This window comes from Proteobacteria bacterium CG1_02_64_396 (assembly GCA_001872725.1).
GTDB lineage: Bacteria > Pseudomonadota > MNWR01 > CG1-02-64-396 > CG1-02-64-396 > CG1-02-64-396.
Map to the genome: position 1 here is coordinate 1 of MNWR01000003.1, position 18,117 is coordinate 18,117.

Below are 18,117 nucleotides of genomic sequence, written 5' to 3' on the forward strand. Positions count from 1 at the left end.
CCACCCCAAGAACACCCCCTCCCCCACCACCTCAATCCCCAGCTTCTCGGCCTTGTCCAGCTTTGACCCCGCCGCCTCCCCGGCGATGACGCAGTCGGTTTTGGCCGAGACCGAGCCGGTCACCTTGCCGCCCCGCGACTCGATGATCGCCTTGGCCTCGTCGCGGCTCATGGCGGCCAGCGTGCCGGTCAACACAAAGGTTTTGCCCGCGAAGGGGTTGTCCCCCTCGGCAACCTCGGTCGGCAGCTCGGGGATCTCCCAGGCCACCCCCGCCTTGCGCAGCGCCTGGATCACCTGCCGGTTGTGGGGCTCTGCGAAGAACTCGACCACCGCCGCCGCCACCTCGGGGCCGACCCCCTCGACCGCCTGCAACGCCTCGATGTCGGCCCCCATCAGGGCGTCGAGATCAAAGCGGTAGGCGCGGGCCAGATCCTTGGCGGTCACCTCGCCAACAATGGGGATGCCGAGCGCGTTGAGCAGCCGGGGCAAGGTGGTGTGTTTCGCCGTCTCCAGCGCCTGCACCAGGTTTTCCGCCGACTTGTCGGCCATCCGCTCCAGCCCCGACAAGGTCTCTTGATTGAGGGTGAAAAGGTCGGCGACGCTCTGCACCAACCCCTTGTCGACCAGCTGCTCAATCAACTTGATGCCCAGGCCGTCGATGTCCATCGCCTTGCGCGAGGCGAAATGGCGCAAGCCGTTTTTGAGCTGGGCGGGACAGGAGAGCCCCCCGGTGCAGCGGATTGGAATCTCGCCAGGAATCTGCGCCACATGGGCGCCGCAAACCGGGCAATGGTCGGGCATGACGAAGGGTTCGGTCCCCTCGGGGCGGGCCTCCAGCACCACCGCAACCACCTCGGGGATCACATCGCCAGCCCGGCGCACCACCACCCGATCCCCCACCCGCACATCCTTGCGGGCCACCTCGGAGGCGTTGTGCAGGGTGGCGCGGCTGACCGTCACCCCCGATACCACCACCGGATCGAGCTCCGCCACCGGGGTCAGCACCCCGGTGCGCCCCACCTGCACCGTAATGCCCCGCACCGTGGTGAATTCCTCTTGGGCGGGGAATTTGTAGGCGGTGGCCCAGCGCGGATCGCGGGCGCGAAACCCAAGCGCCGCTTGGGTTTTCAGGTCGTCGAGTTTGAAAACCGCGCCGTCGATTTCAAAGGGCAGATTGTCGCGACGAGCCAGCAGCCGGGTTTGGTAATCCATCAGCCCCTCGACCCCGACGACCGGCTCCTCAAGCCCTGAGGTGGCAAACCCCCACCCTTTGATGCGACCCATCGCTTCGGCCTGGCTCGCCCCGGCATCGTCGGAGCGTGCCCCCCAGCCGTAGGCGAAAAAGGCGAGCGGTCGGGCGGCTGTGACGGTGGGATCGAGCTGGCGTAGCGATCCTGCGGCGGCGTTACGGGGGTTGGCGAAGGGGGGCTCGCCTGCCGCCAGTCGGGTTTCGTTGAGCTTGGCAAATCCGGCACGGGGCATCACCACCTCGCCGCGCACCTCAAGCAGGGCCGGGATGTCGCCCCCCTGCAAACGTAGCGGTACGTTGCCGATGGTGCGCACGTTGGGCGTGATCTCCTCCCCGGTGGCGCCGTCGCCCCGGGTCGCCCCCTGCACCAACACCCCCGCTTCATAACGCAGGCTCACCGCCAGGCCGTCGAGTTTGGGTTCGGCCCAAAAACGGGGCTCCACCGGGGCCTTGAGGTGACGCTCCATTGCCGCCACGAACTCGGCCACCTCCCCTACGGAAAACACGTTGCCCAGCGACAACATCGGGATGGCATGGCGAACCGTGGCGATCTCCTGCCGCGGCTGGCCCCCCACCCTCTGGCTGGGGGAGTCGGGGGCGATCCATTCGGGGTGAAGCCGCTCGACCTCGATCAACCGCTGGAAGAGGCGGTCATAGGCGGCGTCCGAGATGGTCGGGGCGTCTTGGGTGTAGTAGTGCCAGGCGTGTTCATGCAGAAGGGCGCACAGGCGGGCGTAATCGGCGGATGCGAAAGCGGCGGCCGCAGGAAAACCCCGGACCGGATCGGTATCGTGAATTGAGGTCATGGGGTTGGGATTATACGGCGCCGTGCAGGCGGTGCAGGGCGCGCAGGGTGGAGCCCACCTGGGGCGCCTCATCCATCAGTTTGCGCACCAATTTGGCCGAAAGGGGGATGTACCAACCGTCATGAATCGCCATGACGTCGACCATCCGGGTGCCGTCGAGCAAACCGAGTTCCCCCACCACCTCGCCGCCGCTGCGGTGGCTGATGACCACCGGCTGACCATGGCCGTCGGTGTCGATCATCTCCACCTGCCCCGAAAGCAGCAGCAGCATGCTGTCGGCCACCTCGCCTCGGCGCAGCAGCATCTCACCCCGGCGCATTTGGATCACCGGCAAGCGGTCGAAGGGGACCTCGGCCATGATCTCTTCAGGCAAAAGGCGGAAGAAGGGGTGATCGGCAGGATCGAGCCCCTCGCGCAGCTCCCGTCCCCCCATCTCGGCAAAGAGGTCGTCCCCCCCGGTCGACAAGACGGTCTCCTCCACCTGATTGGGGTTGGCGGCAAAGAGGGGTGCCGGCTGCACAATGTCGGAAATGGGCGGGGTGACGTAGTGGGGGGTGGGGGGGGCGACCGGTTCGGCCTGCCTGTGCAATTCGGCCTGCCGCGCCTCGTGTTGCGCCATCTGCTCGGCAAAACGTAGCGAACGCTGGCCGGGGGGCTGAGGAGCGGGCGTGACCGGAATGGTAGGTGCCATCGGGGTCGGGCTCGGTGTTGCCGGTTCCGGCGTTGCCGGTTCCGACTGTGTCGGTTCCGACCTTGTGGGGGCCGGGATTGCAGGTTCCGGCTGAGGTGGAACAGGCGGTGCGATGACCGGCTGAGCAGGTAACGCATCGACCGATGTCAGCGCCGGGGTAGAGGGGGGCGTCGGCTCAGGATGAGCAGATGGCCGCTCCTTGGTGGAAGCGGCAAGGGCGCCGCCGAGCAAGGTTCCGGCAAGCGCCTCCGCCTGGACTTCAACGGGGGCAACGGGCAGAGCGGCAGACCGGGTAGACACCGCCTCGGGCCGCGCAGGAATAACCCGATCCTCTACCTCGTACCCCTCGGCAGGCTCCACCGGCTTGGGAGGAGGGGCGCTGGCGCGGACCGAGAGGGGCGATGGGGGATCGAACAACCGCCAGACATCCTCGTCCAGCTCCCCCATGCAAAATGCCTTGTGCACGTTAAGCACCGGCATGGCGCGGATATCGACCCGACGGGGATTGGGGATGGGGCGCATCCGCTCATCGAGCACCACCGCCACCTCGGGTCGCATCGGGGCTGAAGAGTGGGGTCGCACCACCTCCCCCACCCCAACGTCGCGTACCGCCACCAGACAACCTGCGGGGAAGGGGGTCATCGCTTTGAGCAGGAAGGTGGCCACCCGGGTGTCATAACGGTGGCGGTCGGTGCGCAGCAGCAATTCCAACGCCTGACTCGGCATCAGGTTGATGCGGTAATCCCGGGGTTGAACGATGGCTTGGAAGGAGGCAATCAGGTTGATGATCCGCGCTTCGACCGGGATCTGGTCCCCCTTCAAGCCATTGGGGTAGCCGGAGCCGTCGATCAGCTCCTTTGAGGTCAAAACGATCCCCATCCACGACTCGTTGCGGAAGGGACCGAGGTAGTCGCTCCACCCGTGTTCGATGGCGGCGCGCACCTTCTCGCGATCCAGGTGCCCCTTGCCCAGCAGGAGGACGCTGCCGCAGTCGTGCAGCAGCGCCGCGATACTCATCTCTTGGATGCGGATCGGCCCGAGTTTCATCAGGGTGCCGACCTCGCAGACCATAAGCAGCCGCTGTAGCAGCCGGGCCAGCCATTCAAGCCGCTTGGGTTCCACCCCCTGCACTTGAAAACGGCCATGAACGAAGCGCACCAACCAGCGCTGCCAATGGATCGCCAGATCCCCCTCCTGCTCGATCTCTCCGACCATACGCATGCTCAGATCGCGCAAGAAGTCTGGATCGGTGGGACGCCCGTGTTCGAGATCGGCCAACAGCTTGTCGATCTTGGACAGGGCGTCGCCCAAAGGCCTGCGTTCGGCCAAGAACTCGGGGGGGAACAGGATGGAGGCAACCATTGAAGTCATGGGGCTTCCCTTATTTGAGGACGGATGGCCATTGCCAGCATGGAGAAAATGTGCGTATTGGGGCAACAATGGCCGATCCGACAGGGCTCTTCAATGCCCCGTTTTGTACGTCCAGTTTACAAAGCCGAGATACTGTGCAACCGGTGCAGAACCTCAAGAGCCTCTCGCAGGTTGGGCAGCCGCTCTTGCAATGCCCTCACCTCTGGGTAAGGCAGCCGTACATAAGAACCGCTCGATTCGACCCGCACCGAATTCTGTCGTACCCCCTCGAAGAGCCCCATCTCGCCAATGGTCGAGCCCGGACCGCGCCGGGCGATGATTCGATCCGCGCTGCCCGGCTCCAAAATCGCCACCTGGCCGGTCAGGATCAGCACCATGAAGTCGGCCTGCTCCCCTTCGCGCATCAGGGTTTGGCCTGTTTCCATGGGGCAGGGGGCCAGCGCCTGGGTCGACAACCCCTGGCGCATCGCCTCGGGCAGTAGTTGGAAGAAGGGGTGTTCCAGTGGGTCGGGGGTCGTCTCGTCGACCGTTTGGACAATATGCACCGCCCCCACCGCCTTGCCCAAGGGGGGATCGAAACGGCTCCACTGCTCGTCGGGTAGGGCCGATAGGGAAAAACAGCGCGAAACAAAGACCATGGCGTTGTCGCGCAGGTCGATCCGGCGGGGATGGACCCCCTCATCTTTCATCCGCGTACCGAGCACCACCCCGACCAGAGGACGAACCGGGGTCTGCCCTCGACTGACCAACACCTCACCAACCCCCACCCCCTCGACCAGTACCAGACTGCCGGGGGGATAGGGGGTCAAGGCATCGAGCAGCGCCTTGGCCACCTTGGGATCGAACTTGTCCCGCTCCTTTTTGAGCAATAAATCCAGCGCCATCCCCGGCAGCAGGCTGGTGCGGTATTCACGGGGCTGCACCACCGCCTGAAACGAGGCGACCAATCCGATGATCCGCGCCTCCAGGCCGACCGCATCGGTCTTGAGTTTTTCGGGGTAGCCCGAACCGTCGAGCCGCTCCATCGCCCCCATGGCGATGCCGGACCAGCGCTCGGATTCGAAGGGAAGCAGCCACTCCCAACCGCGAAAGATGGCGGCGTGAACCTCGGCGGTGGTCACCCGTCCCTGACCCAGCAGCAAAAAGGCGCCGCAATCGTGAAGCAGCGCCGCCAGCCCCAAATCGTGCAAATGGGTGCGGGAGAGCTTCAATGCCGCCCCGGTTTTCAGGGCGACCACCATGCGGTGGAGGATGCGCGCTAGCCAGCCTAGATGCTCAGGGGCGATGCCGTCGATCTGAAAGCGGCCGTAGACAAAACGGACCAACCAGCGTTGCCAATGGCAGTCGAGCTCCCCCCCCGCCTCCATGTCGTCGATCATCCGGTCGATCAACCGCGACACCCCTTCCAGCGACACCGACCGCCCCCCTTGCAACCCCTCCAGCATCTGGTCGAGTGCGGTCAAGGCGCGCCAGACCGGCTCTTGCTCAGCCAAAAAGGGGGGGTCGAAAAGAACGGGGGTGGCGCTCGAATAGGTCATGGTCAGCTCGCTTCCAGCATCCTTTGCAACGATAGCCGCGCCTCGGCTTTCTGCGGCTCGGGGACGGTAATACGGTTGACCACCACCCCATCGACCAGATTGGCCAAAGTCCAGGCCAGATGGGCCGGGTCGATGCGGAACATGGTCGAGCACATGCAGATGGTGGGCGACATGAAGTGGATCTCTTTGTCGGGGTTTTGCGCCGCCAACCGGTTGACCAGATTGAGCTCGGTCCCCACCACCCATTTGCTACCGGGGGGTGAGTTCTTCACCGCCTGAATCATCATCTCGGTGGAGCCGACCTCGTCGGCCAGATCGCAGACCGCCTGGCAACACTCGGGATGGGCGATCACCTTCACACCGGCAATCCGCTGCCGCCACATCGCCACATGGGCCGGTTGGAACATCTGGTGGACCGAGCAGTACCCCTTCCAGAGCAGAATCTTGGCCCCTTGAATCGCCGCGTCGCTCAAGCCCCCCTTGACCTGAAAAGGATCCCAGACGTGCATCGCCGCGTCGGCAACCCCCATGCGATGGGCGGTATTGCGCCCGAGGTGTTCGTCGGGGAAGAAGAGGACCGTCCGCCCCCGCGCCCAGGCCCATTCCAGAATCTTGCGGGCGTTGGAGGAGGTACAAACGATGCCGCCGTGACGACCGCAGAAGGCTTTGAGCTCGGCGGAGGAGTTGATGTAGGTGACCGGAATAACCTTGCCGTCGGCCCCGCCGAGGATCGCGTCGAGCTCGCTCCAGCACTGCTCGACCTGGGGGGCGTCGGCCATGTCGGCCATCGAACACCCCGCCGACAGATCGGGCAGGATCACCTGCTGGTGGGGCTGACAGAGGATGTCGGCGGTCTCGGCCATGAAGTGGACGCCGCAAAAAACGATGAAGTCGGCCTCGCCCCGATTGGAGGCCTCGCGGGAGAGCTTGAGCGAATCGCCGGTGATGTCTGAGAACTGAAACACCTCGTCGCGCTGGTAGTGGTGCCCCAGGATGACCACCCGGTCACCCAAGGCCGCCTTGGCCTTTTGGATGATGTCGATGTGCTCAGCTTCGCTCAGGGCGATGAAGTCTTCGATGGGTTTTGGATTCATTGAAAAAATCTCGTGTGCATGCGGCGGGTTTGATTCGGCGACGGAGCATCTTGAGGGGATGGCAGACAGGGTCAAGAAGTCGGGGGGACACGCCCGCAATGGGTCTATACCCCCGCCACCCCATCCTTCATCAACTTAAATTCGATGGCATCGACCAACGCCTGCCAGGAGGCCTCGATCACGTTCTGCGACACCCCGACGGTCCCCCAACGGCGGGCGCCGTCCCCCGACTCGACCAACACCCGCACCCCGGCGTCGGTGCCGCTCCCCTCGATCACCCGCACCTTAAAATCGAGCAGGGTCATGTCGGCCAGCGTCGGGTAAAAGCCGATCAAGGCTCGGCGCAAGGCGCGATCCAGGGCATTGACCGGGCCGTTGCCGAGGGCGGCGGTGTGCTCCTCCTCCCCCGCCACCGACAACCGCACCGTCGCCTCGGCCAGGGGGATTTCGTCGAGGGAGCGCTTTTCGTCGATGACCCGAAAACCGTGCAACTCAAAATAGCGGGGGCGGCTGCCGAGCAGGCCGCGCACCAACAGCTCGAAAGAGCCCTCGGCCCCCTCGAACTGGTAGCCCAGATGTTCGAGCTCTTTGATGCGGTCGAGAATCGTGCGGATGCGTGGATCGTCAGGATTGAGGTGCACCCCCTCCAAACCCTGGATCTTGTACAAAATATTGGAGCGGCCCGACTGCTCGCTGACCAGCACCCGGCGGCGGTTACCCACCAGGGTGGGGTCGATGTGTTCGTAGGTTTCGGGGTTGCGCTGGATCGCCGAGACGTGAACCCCCGCCTTGTGGGCAAAGGCCGAGTCGCCCACAAAGGGGGCGTGACGGTTGGGGGGTTGGTTGGCCAGTTCAGAGACCAGCAGGCTGACCGGGCGCAGCTCGGCCAATTTGCCCGCGGGCAGCAGGGTATCGAAACCCCGTTTGAGCATCAGATTGGGGATCACCGAGCAGAGGTTGGCATTACCGCAGCGCTCACCCAGGCCGTTGATGGTGCCTTGAATGTGACGCGCCCCCGCCCCCACCGCCGCCAGGGTGTTGGCCACCGCCAACGCCCCGTCGTTGTGGGCATGAATCCCCACCGGCAGCCCCAACTTTAGTGCCGCCGCCACCCCCGCTTGAATCTGCTCGGGCAGAGCGCCGCCGTTGGTATCGCAGAGCACCAGTGCCTCGGCCCCACCCTCGGCTGCCGCCTTCAGACAGGCCAGGGCGTAGTCGGGATCGTCCTTAAAACCGTCGAAGAAGTGCTCGGCATCGAAGAAGAGGGTGTCGACCCGGGTTTTGAGGTAGGCCAGGGAATCGGCGATCAGGTCGAGGTTGGCTTGCGGCTCGATGCGCAGTGCCTCGCGCACGTGTAGATCCCAAGTTTTGCCAAACAGGGTGATCGCCGGGGTCCCCGCCCCGAGCAACCCGGCCAGCACCGGGTCGGCATCGGGAGGGTTGGCGGCGTGGCGGGTCGAGCCAAAGGCGACCGGCACCGCGCCATGCAGCGCCCCCTCCGCCAACAACCCCCGCACCATGGCGAACAGGGCGTCGTCCTTGGGATTGGCCCCCGGCCAGCCCATCTCGACAAAGCCGAGGCCCAGTGCGTCGAGCGCCAGCAAAATCCGCCGCTTGTCCTCGACCGAGAAGGCGACCCCCTCGGTTTGGGCGCCGTCGCGCAGCGTCGTGTCGTAGAGGGTGACAGGGGCCCCCGAGGCGATCACAGCCCCGTCCGCTCCTCGGCAGGCATGTGCAGCTCGAAGGCCTCGTGCAGCACCCGCACCGCCAGTTCGAGGTATTTGCGGGCGACCACCACCGAGATCTTGATCTCGGAGGTCGAGATCATCTGGATGTTGACCCCCTCGTTGGAGAGCACCTGAAACATATGAGAGGCGACCCCGGTGTGGGAGCGCATGCCGACCCCGACCGCCGAAACCTTGGCGACATCGGTATCGCCCGAAACCCCCCGGGCCCCCACCTGCTCGGCGACCTGCTCCAGCAATCCCTTGGCCTGTTTAAAGTCGGCCTCGGGGACGGTGAAAGTCATGTCGGTGGCGCCGTGGTCCGAGACGTTCTGGATGATCATGTCGACGTTGATCCCCGCCGCCGCGATGGGGGCAAAAATGGCGGCAGCGATGCCGGGGCGATCGGGCACCCCTTGCAGGGTCAGCTTGGCTTCGTCGCGGTTGAAGGCAATGGCGGTGACCAGGGCGCGTTCCATGGAGGGATCCTCCGGGCAGACGAGGGATCCCTCGTCTTCAGGCTTGAAGGTGGAGCGCACCCGCACGGGCATACCGTACTTATGCGCGAATTCGACACTGCGGATTTGCAAAACCTTGGCCCCGAGCGAGGCCATTTCGAGCATCTCTTCAAAAGCGATCTTGTCGATGCGGGTCGCCTTGGATTCGATGCGCGGATCGGTGGTATAGACCCCGTCGACGTCGGTGTAAATGTCGCAGCGGTCGGCCCCCAGAGCCACCGCCAGCGCCACCCCGGTGGTGTCGGAGCCGCCCCGTCCCAGGGTGGTGATCCGTCCCCCCTCGCTCACCCCCTGGAACCCAGCAACGACCGGGATCTCCCCCGCCGCCAGCGCGGTGCGCAGGGCGGCATCGTCGATGGCCAGGATGCGGGCGCGGCTGTGGGCGGTATCGGTCACAATCTTGACCTGGCCACCGGTGAAGGAGCGCGCGGGCACGCCGCGGGCTTGGAGCGCCAAGGCGAGCAAACCGATGGTCACCTGCTCGCCGGTCGAGACCACCACGTCGGCCTCCTGGGGCGAGGGACGCTCCCCCATTTGGGCGACAAACCCGAGCAAGCGGTTGGTCTCGCCGCTCATGGCCGAAACCACCGCCACCACTTGGTCGCCGTTTTGGCGCACCGCTTGCAGGATGGCCGCCACATTCTTGATGCGTTCGGGATCGGCGACCGAGGTTCCCCCGAATTTCGCAACGATCAGCGCCATGGGGTTTTCCGTAAAAAAGTAGGGTCCGGCCTCAGAAGAAGCCTGAAAAAACGGGTTGAATCCCCCTTACATGAGGAGGCGCCATTATGGGGATTGCAAGCCGATGCGCCATCCCTGGATTCCCAGCCCAATTGCCGCTTTGTGTCCAAAACATGGACAAAATTTAGTGCGGCGAATCACACATGGTTGACCTATTCTTGAGATCCAGCACTTTTTCTCTGAAATTGCGGAGCGTCCCGTGAGCTTTTTACCCAAGGACCATCCCTTCAAAACGGTGCGCGACTGGCTGCGTTTCGGGGCCTCCCGGTTGGGCGAGGGTGAGGTCGATTGCTCCTCGGGCCAGCAAAACCCGATGGAGGAGGCCCGCTTCCTCATCGCCAAGGCGCTGCACCTGCCCCATCCCCTGCCCGACGAACTGCTCGACGCCGCCCTGCTGCCCGAGGAGGGCAAACGGGTCGCCGACTGGCTGCGCTGGCGCATCGAAGACCGGGTTCCGGCCGCCTATCTGGCCAAAGAGGCCTGGTTCGACGGGCTGTCGTTCTATGTCGACGAGCGGGTGTTGATCCCCCGATCGCTATTCGAAAATCTGTTTTCCGAGGTGCTGCCCGAATTTGCCCTGCCCCTGGCAACCCGGCGCATTTTAGAGATCGGCACCGGCTCGGGGGCCATCGCTGTGGCGCTGGCGTTGCACTACCCCGAGGCCGAAATCGTCGCCACCGACATCTCCGCCGATGCCTTGGCGGTGGCGGCCCACAACATCCAGCTGCACGACCAAGAGGGGCACATCGAGCTGCGCCTGGGCGACCTGTTCGAGCCGATTGCCGAGCATGAGCGCTTCGACCTGATCGTCAGCAATCCCCCCTACGTTTCGGACGCCGAAATGGCCGACCGCCCCCCCGAGTACCGGCACGAACCCGACCTGGCCCTTGCAGCGGGGGAGGACGGCCTGGAGGTGGTGATCCGCCTGCTCGAACAAAGCGCCCACCACCTCAACGATTGCGGCTACCTCATGGTCGAGGTCGGTTTCGACGCCCAGAGCATCCTTGAAAACCGCCTTCCCGAAGGGACCATCGACTGGCTGCCCATGCCGTTCGAGGGCTCCGGGGTGTTTGCCGTCGACCGCTCCCGCTTGAACGGCACCGCTTGGCGCGATCTGCTGGCGGCCCCCGAAGATCTGATGGCCTAAAGAAGCGCCGATTTATTAGCGCTTCCGAGCGGCCCACGGCTGGGATGCCACGTGGTGCGCTGTCGTAGGAGGCGACCTAAGTCGCCGAAGCTTTTGGTTTTTGCCAGGCGTGCTGATTCAAGACAGGAGGCCTTTCATCAGCGTTTTCCTAAGGCCAACGGGGGGCGCCCGCCTCCCCTCCCCCCCCACCGGGTTGTGGGTTAAGGTTCCCCGCGTTTTCTTTCGATCCAGCCCCTAGCGAGGAGCCCATGTCTTTCGATCCCCTGGCCCTACCCATCCACCTGCCCGCCCAAGAGATCCCACTACCCGAGGGGGAGAGCCCCGAAGCGATATTGGTGCAGGTGGTCCAAGCGATCCGCGCCGACACTCTGGCCGAACGGATCGACGCCGCCCTGCTTTGGGCTTTGGGTGAGGGGATGCTGGTGACCCTGGTCGGGGTCGAGGTACGCGACGGGGTGATGCCGGTATCAAGCGGGGCGATGCCGCTGCTCTGGTGCGAAGCCGACCAAGCCACCCCCCTGCTCGAAAACCCCAAGGTGATGGCCCGGCTGCGCCGCGAATACGAGGCGGTCGCCATGCTGGAGGGTCGCAAGGGGGACAACCCCTACGGCGACAGCGAAGAGGGATGCGGCTGCTCGGTGCCGGTGTAAGATCCCCCCCCACCCCCTCATACGACGGAACACCCACATGCTCAGTCACGAAGAGGTTTTGGATCTATTGCAGGATTTGGAATCGGACCGCATCGAGCGCACCGTCTCCACCAACAAAACCGACAAATTCGGTGAGGCGATTTGCGCTTTCGCCAACGATTATCCAAGCCACCGTCAACCGGGATACCTCATCGTTGGTGCACACGATGACGGTCAAATTGCGGGGGCGACCGTCACCGACGAACTGCTACGCAACTTGGCCGCCATCCGCTCCGACGGCAACGTCCAACCCCCTCCGGCCATGAGCGTAGAAAAAATCAAGTTCCCGGATGGCGAATTGGCCATCGTCGAGGTTCGGCCATCCCCCTTGCCGCCGGTGCGCTACAAAGGCCGGGTCTATATTCGTGTCGGTCCGAGAAAAGCCATCGCCAACGAGCATGAAGAACGGGTGCTGTCGGAAAGGCGTTCGGCCCTGATCCACACCTTCGATGCCCAGCCCATCCCCGAAGCCACCCTTACCGACCTGACAGTGCGGCTTTTCGACGAATATCGTGCCCTGACCATCGATGCGCAAACCATCGCTGCCAACCATCGCAGCATTGAGGAACGACTCGCCTCACTGCGATGTTTCGACCTTCACGCCCGTGCGCCAACGGTGGCCGGTATCCTGTTGTTCGGCACCAATCCCCGGTATTTCCTTCCCGGTGCTTACGTCCAGTTTCTCAAGTTCCCGGGCGTCTCCATGGCCGACATGCCCGAGGATGAATTGTCGGCTTCGGGCGATTTGCGCACGGTGCTCGATCTGATCCGCAACAAAATCACTGCCTACAATCGAACATCCGTAAGACAAGGGGAGAATTTCCGGGATCGCATCACTCCTGACTATCCCGAATGGGCGTTGCGGGAGCTCTTTCATAATGCGGTGATGCACCGCGATTACGCCTCGACCAGTCCCATTCGGTTCTATTGGTTCGCCGATCGCATCGAAATTCAAAACCCTGGCGGACTGTACGGAACCGTCACCCGCGAAACCCTGACCCGGCGCAACAGCTATCGAAACCCTGTCATTGCCGAAGCGTTGAAAGGGATGAATTACGTCAACAAATACGGTTACGGTATTCAACGCGCCGAAGCGATGCTGGCGGAAAACGGGAATCCACCCCTCGATTTCGAAATCGACGACCGTGTTTTCGGCGTGACCATCTGGAAACGAACCCCATGAGAACCATCGCCTTTTTCAACAACAAAGGGGGGGTCGGCAAAACCTCCCTGGTCTACCACCTGGCATGGATGTTTGCCGAACGTGGCATTCCCACTCTTGCGGTCGACCTCGATCCTCAAGCGAACTTGAGTTCCATGTTTCTCGACGAGGACCGTTTGGTTGCGCTTTGGGGTGGCGGCGGATCGGTCGGCACCGTGTTCGATAGCCTGCAACCCCTTATGAACCGAACCGGCGATATTCTCCCCCCCCATATCGAACCGATTGCCGATCGCCTTGGCTTGATTCCTGGACATTTGGCGCTTTCGAAATTCGAGGATCTTCTTTCAGAGAACTGGCCCAAGTGTCTGGGGGGCGATGTTGCGGCGTTTCGTGTCGTCACCGCTTTTCATCGCATCGTTCTCGATGCCGCAACCCGCATGTCGGCCCAGCTGGTGCTGATCGACGTGGGGCCCAATTTAGGAGCAACCAACCGTTCCGCCTTGATTACCGCCGAACAAGTCGTTTTACCCCTGGCCCCCGATTTGTTTTCGCTGCAAGGTCTAGAGAACCTCGGCCCAACCCTGCGCGAATGGCGCCAAGGGTGGAAAAAACGTTTGCTCGAATTGCCTTCGGATTCCGGTATCCCGGTACCCAACGGCGAAATGCGGCCGGCCGGTTATGTCGTCATGCAACACGGCATTCGCGACAGTCGCCCGGTCAAAGCCTATCAACGCTGGCTGGACCGCATCCCCAGGGTTTATCGCACTGCGGTACTGGACGAATCGCCTCTGCAAGTCCCGTCTCCAGATCAAGACCCCTACAACTTGGCTCTGCTCAAGCACTACCGCAGCTTGATGCCCATGGCGATGGATGCCCGCAAACCCATGTTTTTTCTCAAACCTGCCGATGGCGCCATCGGAGCGCATGTCGAAGCGGTTCGGGCATGCCATGCCGACTTTTTGGCGCTTGCCGGTAAAATCGCTCGCAATATCGACATCGATTTGTGCTAAACACCCCCCACGTGCCTCCTTCCTCCCTTCCGACTTGCCCCCGCCTCCCTCTCGACGCCCTGCAACTGGCCGCCCTGGTTCCAAGCTTCAATACCCGCAAGGGGCGTACCCTCAAAGGGGGATGGACCAGCGAGGCGGGGGTGGTCTTGGCTCTCGGCCATGAAACCCTGCACCTGCGCCTACTCCCCCCCATCGTTGGCCCGGTGCTGGGGGATGAGCCCCCCCGCCGCGACACCCCCTTCGGCGGCTGGCTGAATACCCACCTCAAGTCGATGAAATTCGCGGGCGCCGCCGTTATCCCCGGCGAGCGGGCGCTAAGGCTGCGGCTGCACAAGGTGCGGGTCAGCGGCAAGGCGACCGTTTACGACCTGTGGCTGATCTTCCGCGGCCCCCACAGCCAGATGGCGGTGGTCGAGGAGGGGATCGTCCGGCTGACCCTGCGCAACGAGGGGGTCGAGGGTTGGTGCCCCGGTTTGCCCCCCCCATTGCCGCAACGGCAGCCCTTTTCCCTTCCCCCAAAACTTGCTCCCCTGCTCCCCGATTGGGATCCAACCACCTTCGACCCCGCCGCCCCTTGGCACCGCGTGGAAACCCCCGAGGGGGTGCTGCTCCATCCCTTGCCGTTGCTCGGCGCCACCCCACTACAGGGCGACCCGGTGCAGGCCTGGAGCGACCTTGCCCTGACCCGTTTGCAGGGGCGCGGAGCGGCGCAGCAAACCCGCAAGGTCGAGGCATTGTTGCAACGACTGGAAGCTGAAAAAACGCGGTTGGAGGGGCACCGCGAAGGGCTGATGCAACGGATCGAAACCAGCGACCCTGCCCCCTTGTGGCGGCAGGCCGAGGCGCTCAAACACGCCGGCCGACCCGCGCTGGAGGGGGGGTATTGGCTGGTCGACGACTGGCACAGCGATCCCCCCGAGACCCTGCGCATTGCCAAAGGGGAGCACCCCAATCCCCAAGGGTTGGCCCAAGCGCTCTACCGTCAGGCGGAGCGGGCGACCCGCATTCGGGAGGGGGGGGCCATTGAGGCGGGGCGGTTGGAAGAACAAATCGAGGAGGTCGCCGGACGGATGGCCCGGGTGACGGCAGGGCTCGAAACCCCGGCCGACGAGCCGCCCAAAACCGGCGGTCGGGTCAAAGGCAAAGGGCGCCTCGCCGGCACCCCCCCACCCCCACTGCGGCGCGACGCCCAGGGGCTGGAGGTACTGATCGGCCGCTCCCGCCAGGGCAACGACCGCCTCACCTTCGGCATCGCCAAACCCTACGACCTGTGGCTGCACATCAAGGATTTGCCCGGTCCCCACGTGGTGCTGCGCCTGCCCCGCAAAGGCTTCGAGCCCCCCATGGAGGCGGTGGTCGCGGCGGCAAAGCTGGCGGTGCAGTTTGCGGGGGGAGAAGGGAAACACTTCGTGGAGTGGTGCCCGATCCATCAGGTAAGGCGGATGCCCGACGGGGGGCCGGGCGAGGTGACCTACCATGCTGCGGGGGGGGTGTGGGTGGAGGGAAACAAGGGGTGAACCATGAATTGCTGCAATTGGGCCGCTTTTCGTTGGTCGGCGTCGCCTCGACCCTCATCCATCTGAGCATCGTCGTCGCTTTGGTCGAATGGAGCGGGATGGACCCGGTCCCGGCCAACGTGATCGCCTATGCCTGCGCGGTCCTCTTCGGTTTCGTCCATAACTACCGCTGGACCTTCCGCAGCACCGCCCCCCCCCTGCATGCCTTCCTGCGGTTTGCCCTCGTCGGCGGGGTGGGACTGGGCAACAACTGGCTGCTCATGACCCTGGCGGTGCACCACTGGGGCTGGCATTACCTGTTGGGTCTAGCGCTGGTGGTGGCGATCAACACCCCGCTGACCTTCTGGATCAATCGGCACTGGAGTTTTCGCTCCGCTCCACCACCGCAATCTGAGTGAGTCCGGTCGGGAATGGGATGTGGGCCGCCAGTCGCCCCTCGATCCCCACCCAGACCGCCAGAAACCGATTCAACCACGCCGTCGGCAATCGCTCGCCGTCTCTCCCTCCCGACAGCAGACGTTGCGCCATCGCCAGAGGCAACAACGAAACGATGTAGCCGCTACGCCACACCACCCTCCCCCCACCTGCCTTGATTACCCGAAACAACTCGGCGCGACGGTAACGGCGCAGATGGTGGTGCACCTCATCGTGACGACCCCAGAGGGAGGGCCAGCCGGGGACGGTCAGGAAGAGTTTCCCTCCCGGTTCGAGCAGATCGAGCAGAGCACGAATCGTCCCCACATCGTCGGGAACATGTTCCAGCACATCGGTGGCGATCACCCCGACGAAACTTCCAGGGGCGAACGGAACGGCGTCGGGCAACCGCCCCCGCACCAGCATCCCCTCCCCCCCTTTGGTTTGGGCGTGTTGCAGTGCCTGAAGGCTCAGGTCCATTCCAACCACCTGACCAAACCGTTCCCAGGTATTCAGGTTACCTCCCGTGCCGCACCCCACGTCGAGCAACCTGGGTTGAAGGGCATTGGGTAGAAACCGCGTTAAAAGCGACTCGACCGCCGTCCGCCGACCTCGATACCACCAATGTGCTCGACCTGAGCCATCTCTTCGTAAGCACGGGGTTCCATCAGGTCTCCTCGGCCTCGGGTGCCAAAATTTCCCGACACAAATAGAGGGGACGCTGCTTGCTCTCGAAGTAGATCCGACCGACGTATTCCCCCAGCACCCCCAACACCATGAGCTGGATACCCCCCAACGTCAGGAGGACCACCATCAGCGAGGGGTAACCGGGGACAGGATTACCGTGCAGGAGGGTATCGACCACCCTGTAGATGGCGAACAGGATGGCGGCCACAAAAGTGGCCACCCCGAGGTAAAGGCTCATCCGCAGGGGGATGGTGCTGAACGAGGTGATCCCCTCCAGGGCAAAGTTCCACAGCTTCCAGTAGTTCCACTTGGTGGTCCCCACCGCCCGGGTACGACGCTCATAGGGGACGCCGATGCTGGGGTAACCGACCCAGGCAAACATCCCTTTGAGGTAACGCTGCCGTTCCGGCAACTGTTTGAAGGCATCGACCACCCGGCGCGACATCAGCCGAAAGTCCCCCACGTCGGCGGGGATCTCGACGTCACTGGCCACATCCTTGAGCACCCGGTAGAAGAGAAAGGCCGTGATCCGCTTCGTCCACGACTCCCCCGTGCGGCTCGTCCGCACCCCGTAGACCACATCAAACCCCTGCCGCCAACGTTCCAACATGTACGAAATCAGCTCTGGGGGGGCTTGCAGATCGACATCCATGACGATGGTCGCCTGTCCCCGCACGAAATCGAGCCCGGCGCTCACCGCCGCCTCCTTGCCGAAATTGCGGGAAAAACTTAAGGCCCGAATGCGAGGATCGGCCCGGTGCAGCGCCTCCACCATCTGCCAGGTGGCGTCGGAACTGCCGTCGTCGACGAACCAGATCTCCCAGCCGTTGGTGCCAAGAAGAGGGGAATCGCCTCCTCTTCATTGAAGACCGGCACCACCACGCTGCACTCAATCGAGCTCATGGGGCTTCCCCCTCCATAGCAACAAACGAACATCGTGCCCCTCCGACCCCTTGAAACGGGCCAAGGGCTCAAAACCGGACGGGGGGCATTGCAACACAGGCCGGACGGCTCTCCCGAAAGTTCTTGTTGTCGACCACCAACACCACCGGGGCCAGAGGGAGCAGCCCCTGTTCCAGCGCAATCAGATCTTCGCCGTAATGGGGCCAGCGCAGCGGCAGCCCGGCGTAATAGGCAACCTGCGGTTTGCGGTCGACCACCGTCGCCCCCGCCGGGGCATGGGGCGCCAGCCAGAGCCCCGCCTGGCGCAGCGCCAGCGGCAGGAGCAGCAACGCCAGTAGCCCCAGAGCACTCCAGCGACGCCAACCCTCCAGCTTGGCCAACGCATACCCGGCAAAGCCGATCCACAGCGCCATGAAGGTGGAAAGCACCCGGCTTTCGACGATAAATAGCAGCAGCGGCAGGCTGGCAGCGGTCGGCAGCGCCAACCAAAGGAAGGGGCGTTTGTCGCGCCATGCCAGCACCACCCCTAGGAGTCTGTCGGACTTTTCCCAAGGACATGAGACGATATGAGGCATCTGTCGTAACAAGCCGAGGAGCCCCGATTATGAGCCGATTCATCCCCGCCGACCGCCGTGCCCCGTATTTGCTTGCGCCGTCGTTGTCGGATTGGCTGCCCGACGATCATTTGGCGCGGTTTGTGGTGGAGGTGGTGGATCAATTGGATTTGACCGACCTGATCCGGAGTTACGCCGGTCGGGGCTCTGCAGCGCATCATCCCCGCATTTTGCTGGCGCTATTGATCTACGGCTACGCGACGGGGGTGTTTTCCAGCCGGAAGATCGAGCGTGCGACCCAC

Annotated in this window: 14 protein-coding genes and 2 pseudogenes; 7 read left to right on the forward strand and 9 right to left on the reverse strand. The window is 63.8% G+C overall.

All coding sequences use genetic code 11. The annotated features are described in order from the left end of the window. The 6 genes from ligA to AUJ55_00105 form a co-directional block, all read right to left on the reverse strand. The coding region (ligA, locus tag AUJ55_00080; GenBank protein OIO61427.1) for a DNA ligase (NAD(+)) LigA at positions 1-2,055 on the reverse strand (2,055 nt) is incomplete at its 3' end. A gap of 10 nt (positions 2,056-2,065) precedes the next feature. Further along, the gene (locus AUJ55_00085; GenBank protein OIO61428.1) at positions 2,066-4,117 is read right to left on the reverse strand and encodes a hypothetical protein; all 2,052 of its coding nucleotides are present in this window, start codon (positions 4,115-4,117) and stop codon (positions 2,066-2,068) included. Positions 4,118-4,233: 116 nt separating this feature from the next. Next, positions 4,234-5,655, reverse strand: a complete 1,422-nt coding sequence (locus tag AUJ55_00090) for a hypothetical protein (GenBank protein OIO61429.1) — start codon at positions 5,653-5,655, stop codon at positions 4,234-4,236. A gap of 2 nt (positions 5,656-5,657) precedes the next feature. Beyond that, on the reverse strand, positions 5,658-6,749 hold the full coding sequence (locus tag AUJ55_00095; GenBank protein OIO61430.1) for a quinolinate synthetase: 1,092 nt from the start codon (positions 6,747-6,749) through the stop codon (positions 5,658-5,660). Between the two features lie 104 nt (positions 6,750-6,853). After that, a complete protein-coding gene (locus AUJ55_00100; protein OIO61440.1) occupies positions 6,854-8,452 on the reverse strand; it encodes a citramalate synthase in 1,599 nt (532 codons plus the stop codon). Further along, entirely contained in the window at positions 8,452-9,693 is a 1,242-nt protein-coding gene (locus tag AUJ55_00105) for an aspartate kinase (GenBank protein OIO61431.1), read from the reverse strand. Before AUJ55_00105 ends, AUJ55_00100 begins: the two co-directional genes overlap by 1 nt. Positions 9,694-9,895: 202 nt before the next feature. Here AUJ55_00105 and AUJ55_00110 point away from each other — a divergent pair, with 202 nt between their 5' ends. From AUJ55_00110 to AUJ55_00135, 6 genes are all read left to right on the forward strand, one after another. Continuing rightward, on the forward strand, positions 9,896-10,879 hold the full coding sequence (locus tag AUJ55_00110) for a ribosomal protein L3 N(5)-glutamine methyltransferase (GenBank protein ID OIO61432.1): 984 nt from the start codon (positions 9,896-9,898) through the stop codon (positions 10,877-10,879). A 248-nt stretch (positions 10,880-11,127) separates the two neighbouring features. Further along, positions 11,128-11,529: a hypothetical protein gene (locus tag AUJ55_00115; GenBank protein ID OIO61433.1), complete on the forward strand. Its 402-nt coding sequence runs from the start codon at positions 11,128-11,130 to the stop codon at positions 11,527-11,529. A 37-nt stretch (positions 11,530-11,566) separates the two neighbouring features. Continuing rightward, positions 11,567-12,751, forward strand: a complete 1,185-nt coding sequence (locus AUJ55_00120) for a transcriptional regulator (protein OIO61434.1) — start codon at positions 11,567-11,569, stop codon at positions 12,749-12,751. Next, positions 12,748-13,740, forward strand: coding sequence for a chromosome partitioning protein (locus AUJ55_00125; protein OIO61435.1), 993 nt, complete (start codon positions 12,748-12,750; stop codon positions 13,738-13,740). Before AUJ55_00120 ends, AUJ55_00125 begins: the two co-directional genes overlap by 4 nt. Next, positions 13,734-15,257, forward strand: coding sequence for a hypothetical protein (locus AUJ55_00130; GenBank protein OIO61436.1), 1,524 nt, complete (start codon positions 13,734-13,736; stop codon positions 15,255-15,257). Before AUJ55_00125 ends, AUJ55_00130 begins: the two co-directional genes overlap by 7 nt. Further along, entirely contained in the window at positions 15,254-15,655 is a 402-nt protein-coding gene (locus tag AUJ55_00135; GenBank protein ID OIO61437.1) for a hypothetical protein, read from the forward strand. Before AUJ55_00130 ends, AUJ55_00135 begins: the two co-directional genes overlap by 4 nt. On the opposite strand, the gene AUJ55_00140 is transcribed toward AUJ55_00135, so the two are convergent. From AUJ55_00140 to AUJ55_00150, 3 genes and pseudogenes are all read right to left on the reverse strand, one after another. Beyond that, positions 15,606-16,151: a hypothetical protein gene (locus AUJ55_00140; GenBank protein ID OIO61438.1), complete on the reverse strand. Its 546-nt coding sequence runs from the start codon at positions 16,149-16,151 to the stop codon at positions 15,606-15,608. The genes AUJ55_00135 and AUJ55_00140 overlap by 50 nt on opposite strands. A gap of 187 nt (positions 16,152-16,338) precedes the next feature. After that, positions 16,339-17,261 (reverse strand): annotated as a pseudogene (locus tag AUJ55_00145) (glycosyl transferase family 2). A 68-nt stretch (positions 17,262-17,329) separates the two neighbouring features. Beyond that, the gene (locus AUJ55_00150; protein ID OIO61439.1) at positions 17,330-17,785 is read right to left on the reverse strand and encodes a hypothetical protein; all 456 of its coding nucleotides are present in this window, start codon (positions 17,783-17,785) and stop codon (positions 17,330-17,332) included. 80 nt (positions 17,786-17,865) lie between these two features. Here AUJ55_00150 and AUJ55_00155 point away from each other — a divergent pair. Continuing rightward, a pseudogene (locus AUJ55_00155) lies at positions 17,866-18,117 on the forward strand (DDE transposase).